At 69.9% G+C, this 9248-nt stretch carries 9 protein-coding genes; 4 read left to right on the top strand and 5 right to left on the bottom strand.

Annotated features, from left to right (window positions below; genetic code table 11):
• The 5 genes from B9S58_RS35295 to B9S58_RS35275 form a co-directional block, all read right to left on the bottom strand.
• Positions 1–681, bottom strand: a 681-nt coding sequence (locus B9S58_RS35295) for a hypothetical protein (protein ID WP_103535936.1), incomplete at its 3' end; no start/stop codon positions are given.
• A gap of 305 nt (positions 682–986) precedes the next feature.
• Complete coding sequence (locus B9S58_RS35290) at positions 987–1706, bottom strand: ABC transporter permease (protein WP_103535935.1); 720 nt, start codon at positions 1704–1706, stop codon at positions 987–989.
• A 30-nt stretch (positions 1707–1736) separates the two neighbouring features.
• Positions 1737–2648 (bottom strand): ABC transporter ATP-binding protein, encoded by a 912-nt coding sequence (locus B9S58_RS35285; RefSeq protein WP_103535934.1) that lies wholly within the window; start codon positions 2646–2648, stop codon positions 1737–1739.
• On the bottom strand, positions 2645–3553 hold the full coding sequence (locus tag B9S58_RS35280; RefSeq protein ID WP_103535933.1) for an ABC transporter permease: 909 nt from the start codon (positions 3551–3553) through the stop codon (positions 2645–2647). The genes B9S58_RS35285 and B9S58_RS35280 overlap by 4 nt, the downstream gene beginning before the upstream one ends.
• Entirely contained in the window at positions 3543–4574 is a 1032-nt protein-coding gene (locus tag B9S58_RS35275; RefSeq protein WP_258045221.1) for an ABC transporter ATP-binding protein, read from the bottom strand. Before B9S58_RS35275 ends, B9S58_RS35280 begins: the two co-directional genes overlap by 11 nt.
• A gap of 359 nt (positions 4575–4933) precedes the next feature.
• On the opposite strand from B9S58_RS35275, the gene B9S58_RS35270 reads away from it, so the two are divergent.
• The 4 genes from B9S58_RS35270 to B9S58_RS35255 all read left to right on the top strand — a co-directional run bounded on the left by B9S58_RS35270 (position 4934) and on the right by B9S58_RS35255 (position 9231).
• Positions 4934–5785 carry a M24 family metallopeptidase gene (locus B9S58_RS35270; protein WP_374935739.1) on the top strand — a complete coding sequence of 284 codons (852 nt, stop codon included), beginning with the start codon at positions 4934–4936 and terminating at the stop codon, positions 5783–5785.
• A complete protein-coding gene (locus tag B9S58_RS35265; RefSeq protein ID WP_103535931.1) occupies positions 5782–7554 on the top strand; it encodes an SDR family oxidoreductase in 1773 nt (590 codons plus the stop codon). The genes B9S58_RS35270 and B9S58_RS35265 overlap by 4 nt, the downstream gene beginning before the upstream one ends.
• Positions 7551–8498: a MerR family transcriptional regulator gene (locus B9S58_RS35260; RefSeq protein ID WP_103535930.1), complete on the top strand. Its 948-nt coding sequence runs from the start codon at positions 7551–7553 to the stop codon at positions 8496–8498. The genes B9S58_RS35265 and B9S58_RS35260 overlap by 4 nt, the downstream gene beginning before the upstream one ends.
• Before the next feature lie 190 nt (positions 8499–8688).
• Positions 8689–9231: an RNA 2'-phosphotransferase gene (locus B9S58_RS35255; protein ID WP_103535929.1), complete on the top strand. Its 543-nt coding sequence runs from the start codon at positions 8689–8691 to the stop codon at positions 9229–9231.
• Positions 9232–9248: the final 17 nt, after the last annotated feature.

Raw genomic sequence — 9248 nt, 5'->3', positions numbered from 1 at the left:
ACGGCGGCGCAGATCCTTCAGCTGTCGGGCGAAGGAGTCCAGCCGCCCGTCCAGGCGGACGACGTCCTGCTGCACATCTGTCAGCCGCAGACTCATCGCCCCGATCACCTGGTGCGTCACCTCCACCTTGCGGTCCAGACTGTCGAGCCGCTCCGACATCCGCACCAGCACCGGCCCGAGCTCCTGCAGCGCGCTGCCGACGCCGGTGAGGCAGCTCTCGATGCGCGCGACGCGCTGGTCGAGGGAGGCGTACTGCGTGCGCAGCGCCTCCTCGGCGTCGAGGAGGTACGTACGCACGCAGCGGGCGATGTCGCTGTCGCGAAGAAGCATGGCGACGTTGAGGACGGTGCGGCGGGTGTAGAGCCGCAGCTGCGTGGCCGCCTGTGGATAACTCTCCACCCCTTCGCGGGCCCATAGCGACATCATGTCGCCATGGAAGGACTGCAGGTCAGCGCCGCGCAACACGCGCAGCCCACTCTCGGTCAACTCCTCCTGGTGCCGATCGGTCAGCCTTTTGACCGCACCTGTGGATACTTCGAAGTAACGAGCCACCTCCTCTGTGCGAACGTGAATTCCGTCCGGGAGCATGACCAGGCTCTTCACCTTGTCGAGGACGTCGACACGCCCCATCTGCTCCCCGCGCAACGCGCGCGATTCGAGCAGGGCGACTTCCGTGGGCATGGGTGTGCCTTTCGTACGAGGGAATGACGAGGACGGCCCACACCCCGGGCTTCAGGGGTGGAGGACGCTCACGGTTGCCACTCACTCGATGGCCGGTCCGGGGGGCTGAGCCTCACCCGGTGCCGGCATTCCCCTATTTCACGATCGCTACGACGCCACGGATTCCAGTTGCCTCCACGCACCCTGACCAACGACCCGATAAACGTACGGTTACGCGCACACCTGTCCGCTCATACGATGACCCCCGCCCAGGTCCTCAAGGGCGGGGGTCGTCGGGACACGGCAGGAAGCTCAGGGCGCGGGCCTCACTCCTCGCCCGCCAGCTTCAGCGCCCGCAGCTTCTGCCCCGCGTACCAGGTGGCGGCGACCGTGACCGCGACCAGCAGGACCGTGGCGAGCGGCAGGCCGACGTCCGAGGTCACCGCGCCGTCGCCCGCGACCTTCTGGGCGACCGCGAGGGACCACTGCTGAACGCTGAGCGTCCGCGCACCGGGCACCAGGCTGCCGAAGAGGGCCTCCCAGACCAGGGCGTAGACCAGGCCCAGGACGACCGCGTGCCGGCTGACCGTGCCGAGCAGCAGGAACAGGGCGCTGTACGCGATCGAGGCGACCAGCGCCGCGATCGTGTAGGCGACGGCGACCTGCTGGCCGTTGCCGTTGAGGATCAGGCCCGCGAGGAGCGTCGGCACGGCGGAGAACACCATGGTCACCGCAATGGCCACGATCAGCTTGGTGAAGATGATCGTGGGCCGCTTCACCGGCTTGGCGAGCAGGTAGACGATCGAGCCGTCGTCGATCTCGGGGCCGATCGCACCGGTTCCCGCGATCACACCGATCAGCGGCACCATCGTGGCGATGGCGAAGCCGCCGAGGACGTCCGAGGCGATCTGGTCATCGGCTCCGGCGAACATGCGCACGGCCGCGGCGATGATCAGCAGCAGCGCGGGCAGGACGAACAGGATGGCGGCCCGGCGCCGGCCGAGCAGGGCCCGGTAGGTGAGCCGGGCGACTGTGGGGTCGTACATGACGGTGCACAGCTCCTTTCAGGCCACTACTCAGGCCGCTACGAGGTAGGAAAAGACCGATTCGAGGGACTCGTCGGACGGCGAGACCGTGAGCAGCCGGATGCCCTGCTCACGGGCCACCTTCGGCAGCAGTTCGGTGAACCGCCCGAAGTCGACGGCCTGGATGCGCAGCGCCTTCTCGGTCAGGTCGACCTCGATGCCCGCCGTGGACGGGTCGGCGATGAGCGCGGCCGCGAGGGCCCGGTCGTCGCTGGAGCGGACCAGGTAGCGGTGCGGCCGGTCCGTCATCAGCCGGCGGATCTTCCGGAAGTCGCCGGACGCGGCGTGCCGGCCCGCCACGATCACCTCGATGTGCGAAGCCAACTGCTCGACCTCTTCGAGGATGTGGGAGGAGAACAGGACCGTGCGCCCCTCTGCCCCCATGCGCCGCAGCAGTTCCATCAGCTGCATCCGCTGGCGCGGGTCCATCCCGTTGAACGGTTCGTCCAGGAGCAGCACCGAGGGCTCGTGGACCAGCGCGGACGCCATCTTCACGCGCTGGCGCATGCCCTTGCTGTACGTGGAGATCTTGCGGTCCTGCGCGTACTCCATCTGGACCGTGGCGAGCGCCTTCTGCGCCTCGGCCCCGCCCAGACCCTGGAGTTCGGCGTTGGCGACGACGAATTCCCTGCCGGTGAGGAAGTCGTACATCCCTTCCCGCTCGGGGACGATGCCGATCTCCTTGTAGACGGCCTCGTTGCGCCAGATGGGCCGCCCGTCGAGCGTGACCTTCCCCGTCGAGGGGGCGAGGAATCCGCCCATCATGTTGATGAGGGTGGACTTTCCGGCGCCGTTCGGGCCGAGGAGTCCGGTGACGCCGGGCTCCACGGTCATGGAGACGTCGTTGACGGCGACCACGTTGCCGAACCAGCGCGAGGTGTGGTCGATCTCGATGGTGGTCACAGCCCGACCCTCCGGTAGCGGCGCATCAGGACGGCGTACGAGCCGGCGACGAGCGCGAGAACAACGATCAGGTAGACCACGCCGGACCCGGCCCCCGGGCCTTCCCCTCCGGGGAAGGCGGAGGTCGCGCCGAGGAACGCGGTCTGGACGCCGTCGATCAGCGTGATCGGCGAGAAGAGGCCGAGCCACTGAACGGCCCCTTCCGAACCGGTCTCCCAGGCGATGGCCTGGATCGTGGAGACGGCACCGTAGGTGATGGTCAGGAGGGCGATCACCGCGGCGACGCCGAAGCCGCGCCGCGGGGTCAGGGCGGCCATCACGAGGCCGAGCCCGGCGAACAGCACGGACAGCAGCGCCACCGACACCAGTCCCTGGCAGAACCACTTGGTCTGATCGGCGAAGTCGAACTTCGCGAGCAGAGAGCCCACATAGAGGATGAGCAGCGGTGCGCCCGTGAGGATGAAGAGCGCGGAGGCGGTTGCGGCGAACTTCGCCAGCACGTAGTCGGCGCGTTCGATCGGCCGCGAGAAGTACAGGGGGACGCTCTTGAAACGGAGGTCCCTGGATACCGCCTGCGGTGCCTGGGCGGCGATGAACAGGCCGATGACGGCCTGGAGGTAGATCGCGTACGAGGTGTACTCGACCACCAGCTTGCTGGTGTCCGGCGCGGCCATGGAGACCGCCACCAGGATCGCCGCGACCAGCGCCATCACGCCGAACAGCAGCATGGGCAGCACCTTGGACTTGGCGGAACGGCCCAGTCCGAAGGAGCCCCGCAGGGTCTGCGAGAACAGGGAGCGGCGGGCGTAGGCCCGGCCGAGCCGCGGTCCGTCGTAGGAGCGGTAGCCGATGTTGTGGATCCGGGAGGCGTCGCGCCCGGCCGTGGTCCCGGTCTCAGTGCTCATCGCGACCGTTTCCCTTCTGCTGGACGACCTGCTGGACGACCTGCTGCGTGGGCTGTTGTACGGCGCCGGCGGCGGCCGGGACGGCGGCGGCGTGCGCCCCGTCCTGTTCGGTACGGAAGACCTCGGCGATGTGGTGGCGACGCTGTTCCATGCGGACCAGGCCCAGACCGAGCCCGGCGACGCTGTCGCGGACCAGGTCGTACGTCTCCTCGCCCGCCGCCTCGATCAGCAGGATGTGGCCCGCGCCCGGCAGCCCCTCCGTGTCGATCCCGTCGAGGCCGATGAGGGTGACGCCGGCGTCGGTGAGGACCGTGCGCAGCGCGCCGGTGCCGTCGGGGTGGCTGTCACTGTCGGTCACCTCGACCGCGAGGGTCGCGGTGGTCTGCGTGAAGTCGCTGGTGGAGCTGGAGCGCAGGAGCGTTCCGCCGTCGATGACGACGACGTGGTCGCAGGTGCGTTCCAGCTCGCCCAGCAGGTGCGAGGTCACCAGCACGGAGATACCGAAGTCGGTGTGGATCCGGCGGATCAGACCGAGCATCTCGTCCCGGCCTACCGGGTCCAGGCCGTTGGTCGGCTCGTCGAGCAGGACCAGCTGGGGGTCGTGGACGAGGGCCTGGGCCAGCTTCACCCGCTGCTTCATGCCGGTCGAGTAGCCGCCGATCGGGCGGTAGCGCTCCTCGTAGAGGCCGACGTGGCGCAGGGTGTCGGCCGTGCGCTCGCGGGCCGCCGTGGGCGGCAGCCCCGACATGCGGGCCATGTGCACGACAAACTCGGTCGCCGAGACGTCGGGCGGCAGGCAGTCGTGCTCGGGCATGTATCCCACCCGTTCCCGGATGGCGGCGCCGCTGGTCGCGACGTCGAGCCCGAGCACTGCGGCCCGGCCTTCGGTGGCGGGGGAAAGACCCAGCAGGATCTTGATCAGTGTGGACTTGCCGGCTCCGTTGGAACCCACCAGACCGGTCACACCCGGTCCGATGTCCAACGTGAGCCGGTCAAGCGCGGTCACCCGGGGGAACCGCATGCTCAGGGCTTCGGTAGCGATTACGGCTGTCACGAGAAAGACGCTAGTGGCGCGGACCACTGGGGTCGTCAGCCCTGGCGGCTGGATCCGCGTCCGACTCCAGGCGTACGCGCCCGTAGGGGACCCCGCGAAGAAGGAGGCCGGATCTCCGGGGCCGACAGCGCGGGCCGGTGTTCACCGGGGCGGGAGGACCGGGGTCACCCACAGCCGGGTCCCGGGTTGTCCACAGACGCACGCCGGGAGTTGTCCACAGGTCGCGCAGACCTCTTGACGCAGCCGCCGGACATTGTCACATTCATCAGTGTCACGTTACGGGCACGTACCGCACACGGCAGGGAACGGACGGTGGCATGACCGGCATGACCTCGGCAGTGAAGCACGAGATAGCCCCGGAGCTGCGGGGGTTCAGGGAGGTCCAACGCCTGGCCTATGCCTGCGCGGAGGCGGTGGCCGGTCAGCTGCGGTCGGGGGTGACCGAGCGCGAGGCGGCCAGGATGCAGCGCGTGTGGCTGCGCGAGCGCGGCGTGCGCGACTGGTTCCACCTCCCGTTCGCCTGGTTCGGGGACCGCACGGCGTTCGCCGGGTTCAAGGTGCCGCTGCAGTTCTTCCCGACCGACCGGAAGCTGGAGCCGGGCATGCCGTTCATCCTCGACATGGCCCCGGTGTACAAGGGGTTCACCGCCGATGTCGGGTATTCGGGGTGCCTCGGCCTCAATCCGCTGCACGACAAGTTGCTGGCCGACCTGGAGGCCCACCGCGGGCTGATCCTGCGGGAGGTGCGCGAGCGCCGTTCGCTGCGTGAGATATACGAGGACGTCGAACGCCTCATGACCGCCCAGGGATACGCGAACAGACACCGGGCCTACCCCTTCGGCGTGATCGCCCACAAGGTCGACCGCGTCGCCGAACGCCGTTGGTCGCCGCAGGTGTTCGGATTCGGCACCCAGGCCCTCAAAGGGCTGCTGAGCGACGCCCTGCACGGTCACCGGGACGGCTGGTCGCCGCTGTGGAGCCCCTACCGCTTCTCCGACCACCCGCCGCGGCCGGGCCTGTGGGCGGTCGAACCCCACCTCGGATTCCGGGGTACGGGCGCGAAGTTCGAGGAGATCCTGGTCGTCACCGACTCCAAGGACCCCGAGCAGAGCGCTTTCTGGCTGGACGACGATCTGCCGCACGTGCGGCGCTGGGCCGAGGAGAAGGTGGCGGCGTGAATCTGTCTCAAGCGCGTGAGCGACGCGTGCTCGCAGGGGGCGTCGAGCTGTGCGTCGCCGAGCTGGGCGACGCGGGCCGGCCGACCGTGGTGCTGGTCCACGGCTATCCGGACAGCAAGGAGGTCTGGTCGGACGTCGCAGTGCGGCTGGCCGACCAGTGGCACGTGGTGCTGTACGACGTGCGGGGGCACGGCAGGTCCACCGCACCGAAACCCCTGCGCGGCGGCTTCACCCTGGAGAAGCTGACCGACGACTTCCTGGCCGTGATCGACACGGTCAGCCCGGACCGGCCGGTGCACGTGGTCGGTCACGACTGGGGGTCCGTGCAGGCCTGGGAGTTCGTCACGGTCGGCCGGACCGAGGGCAGGATCGCCTCCTTCACCTCGATGTCCGGGCCGTCCCTGGACCACTTCGGGCACTGGATCAAGCGCCGGATGTCCCGCCCGACCCCGCGCAAGGTCGGTCAACTGCTCGGTCAGGGCGCCAAATCCTGGTATGTGTACATGCTCCACACGCCGGTCCTGCCGGAGCTCGCCTGGCGCGGGCCGCTCGGCAAGCGGTGGCCCCGGATCCTGGAGCGACTGGAGAAGGTGCCCCCGGGCGAGTACCCCACCGCCTCCCTGCCCGACGACGCGGCGCACGGGGCCTGGCTCTACCGCGACAACGTCCGCGCCCGGCTGAGCAGGCCCCGCGCCGACGCCTACGCCCACGCACCGGTCCAGCTGATCACGCCGACCGGGGACTCCTTCCTCTCGGAGCGGCTCTACGACGGGCTGGAGGACTGGGTCCCCACGCTGGTACGCCGCTCGATCCCGGCCAAGCACTGGGTGCCCCGCACCCGGCCGGACCAGCTGGCCTCCTGGATCCACGAGTTCGTCACGGCGAACGAGTCCGCCGGGCGGGACGGCGCGCCCGTGCCGCAGGCGGAGGCCAAGGGCCCCTTTGCGCAGCGGTTCGGCGGTCAGCTGGTCCTGGTGACGGGCGCGGCCTCCGGGATCGGGCGGGCCACGGCGTTCGCGTTCGCCGAGGCGGGCGCCCGGGTCGTGGCCGTGGACCGCGACGCGGAGGGGGCCGCCCGCACCGCGGAGATGGCACAGCTGATCGGGGCGCCGGCCGCCTGGGGCGAGACCGTCGACGTCAGCGACGAGGCCGCGATGGAGAAGCTCGCCGCCCGGGTCGCCGCCGAGTACGGCATCGTCGACGTCCTGGTCAACAACGCCGGGATCGGGCTCTCCGGATCCTTCCTGGAGACCACCGGCGAGGAGTGGAAGAAGGTCCTCGACGTCAATCTGTGGGGGGTCATCCACGGCTGCCGGATCTTCGGCAAGCAGATGGCGGACCGCGGCCAGGGCGGTCACATCGTCAACACGGCGTCGGCCGCGGCCTTCCAGCCCTCCCGGGCGCTGCCCGCGTACAGCACGTCGAAGGCGGCCGTGCTGATGCTCAGCGAGTGCCTGCGGGCCGAGCTGGCGGAGAAGTCGATCGGGGTGAGCGCGATATGTCCCGGCATCGTCAACACCAACATCACCGCCACCGCGCGCTTCGCGGGGACCGACGCGGCGGAGGAGGAGCGGCTGCGGAAGCGGACGAGCCGGCTCTACGGGCGGCGCAACTACCCGCCTACGAGGGTCGCCGACGCGATCCTGCGGGCGGTCGTGCGCAACCAGGCCGTGGTGCCGGTGACCCCGGAGGCGCGCGGCGCCCGGCTGCTGTCCCGGCTGAGCCCCGGGGCCCTGCGCTCCGTCGCCCGGCTGAAGCCTCCGCTGTGACCGGGGCAGGGGCGCAGCCCGCCGAGTACCGGATCGAGGACCTGGCCCACGCCAGCGGGGCCACGGTGCGTACGATCCGCGCCTATCAGGACCGGGGGCTGCTCCCGACGCCCGAGCGGCGCGGACGGGCCAATGTGTACCGGGAGACCCATCTGGCCCGGCTGCGGCAGATCGCGGACCTGCTCGACCGGGGCTACACCCTGGCCAGCATCAAGGAGTTGCTGGAGGCGTGGGACGCGGGGCGGGGGCTCGGCGGGGTGCTCGGGCTCGTCGCGGAGGTGCACGGCCCGTGGACGGACGAGGAGGCCGACCGGGTCAGCCGCCGCGAGCTGGACGCCAGGTTCGGCGGCCGGCAGGACGACGAGGCCATCGCCGAGGCGGTGGAGCTCGGCGTCCTGGAGCGCGTGCCCGGACGGGACGACGAGTTCCTCGTCCCCAGTCCGCAAGAGCTCGCCGTGGCCGTCGAGTTGTACGGGGCGGGTGTCCCGCTGCCCGCGATCTCGGGCCATCTGCGGGAACTTCGTGGCCAGGTGGAGCACATAGCCTCGCGTTTCCTGGAGTTCACCACCGAGCACATCTTCGCCCGCTATCTCGGCCACAGTCCGCCCACCGACTCCGACGCGGCCGAGGCGGCCGCCCTGGTACGCCGGCTGAGGCCCCTCGCACAGCAGACGGTGGACGCCGAACTGGCACGCGCGATGAGGACGTTCGCCACCCGTCACCTGCACCACCACCTCGGCACCGAGGAGAGCGCGATCGCCGAGGGCCGGACTCGCCCCGTGCTGCTTCCGGCCCGCACAACACAGGCCGTGCAGGACCTTGTCGGCGCGGAGGGGCTCGACGCCTTCGTCGCGGCGGCGACCGAACGGGAAGTACAGGCCCGCACGTTGGATCACATCACGGCAACTCACGCCAAAGGGGGCAGAATTGACGAAACCATCTGAATCTTAAGAAGGTTGTCCACAGAATTGCCAAATAGCCTGTGGATAACCCGAGTTGGCTGTGGATCAAACCTAATAAAGGAGAAGAGCCGAAGAATCACAGAAGAACGAAGAGCCGATGAGGCGAAGAAGTGACGAAGCGACGAGTTGAAATACGGATGCGCCGACAAGCTCACCCGGGCACTCTGACGCCATGGACGAACGTCGCACCGTCACGGTGTCCAAGTACCTCTCGAAGCATCTGCGGCACCAGCCGGAACGCATCGGCCTCACCCTCGACGAGAACGGCTGGGTGGCGGTCGAGAAGCTGCTGCGCGCCGCGGCCCGGCACGGGCTCGCCCTCTCCCGTGCCGAGCTCGACCACGTCGTAGCCGCCAACGACAAGCGCCGCTTCACCGTCGAGGGCGACCGCATCCGCGCCAACCAGGGCCACACCGTCGCCGTCGACCTGGACCTGCCGCCGGCCGAGCCGCCCGCGTACCTCTACCACGGCACGGTCGCCCGGGTGATGGACGCGATCCGGGCCGAGGGCCTGCGCCCCATGGCCCGCCACCACGTCCACCTTTCGCCCGACCGGGAGACGGCCACCCGGGTCGGCGCCCGCCGCGGCCGCCCCCTCGTCCTCACCGTGGACGCGGGCGCGATGCACCGCGCCGGCCATGTCCTCCGGGTCAGCACCAACGGGGTCTGGCTCGCCGACGCCGTGCCCCCGCGGTTCCTGCGGCTGCGTGACTGAGCGGGACGCCTCCCGAC

The organism is Streptomyces sp. SM11 (assembly GCF_002910905.1).
Classification (GTDB): domain Bacteria; phylum Actinomycetota; class Actinomycetes; order Streptomycetales; family Streptomycetaceae; genus Streptomyces.
The sequence above is the reverse complement of the archived record's forward strand: the minus strand, read 5'-3'. Positions and strand labels throughout refer to the sequence as shown.

Bases quoted from the DNA above. Each gene is read 5' to 3' on its own strand.
- B9S58_RS35255 (WP_103535929.1), top strand. From the start codon at position 8,689: ATGGACGAACGTCGCACCGTCACGGTGTCCAAGTACCTCTCGAAGCAT.
- B9S58_RS35275 (WP_258045221.1), bottom strand. From the start codon at position 4,574: ATGCGGTTCCCCCGGGTGACCGCGCTTGACCGGCTCACGTTGGACATC.
- B9S58_RS35290 (WP_103535935.1), bottom strand. From the start codon at position 1,706: ATGTACGACCCCACAGTCGCCCGGCTCACCTACCGGGCCCTGCTCGGC.
- B9S58_RS35270 (WP_374935739.1), top strand. From the start codon at position 4,934: ATGACCTCGGCAGTGAAGCACGAGATAGCCCCGGAGCTGCGGGGGTTC.
- B9S58_RS35280 (WP_103535933.1), bottom strand. From the start codon at position 3,553: ATGAGCACTGAGACCGGGACCACGGCCGGGCGCGACGCCTCCCGGATC.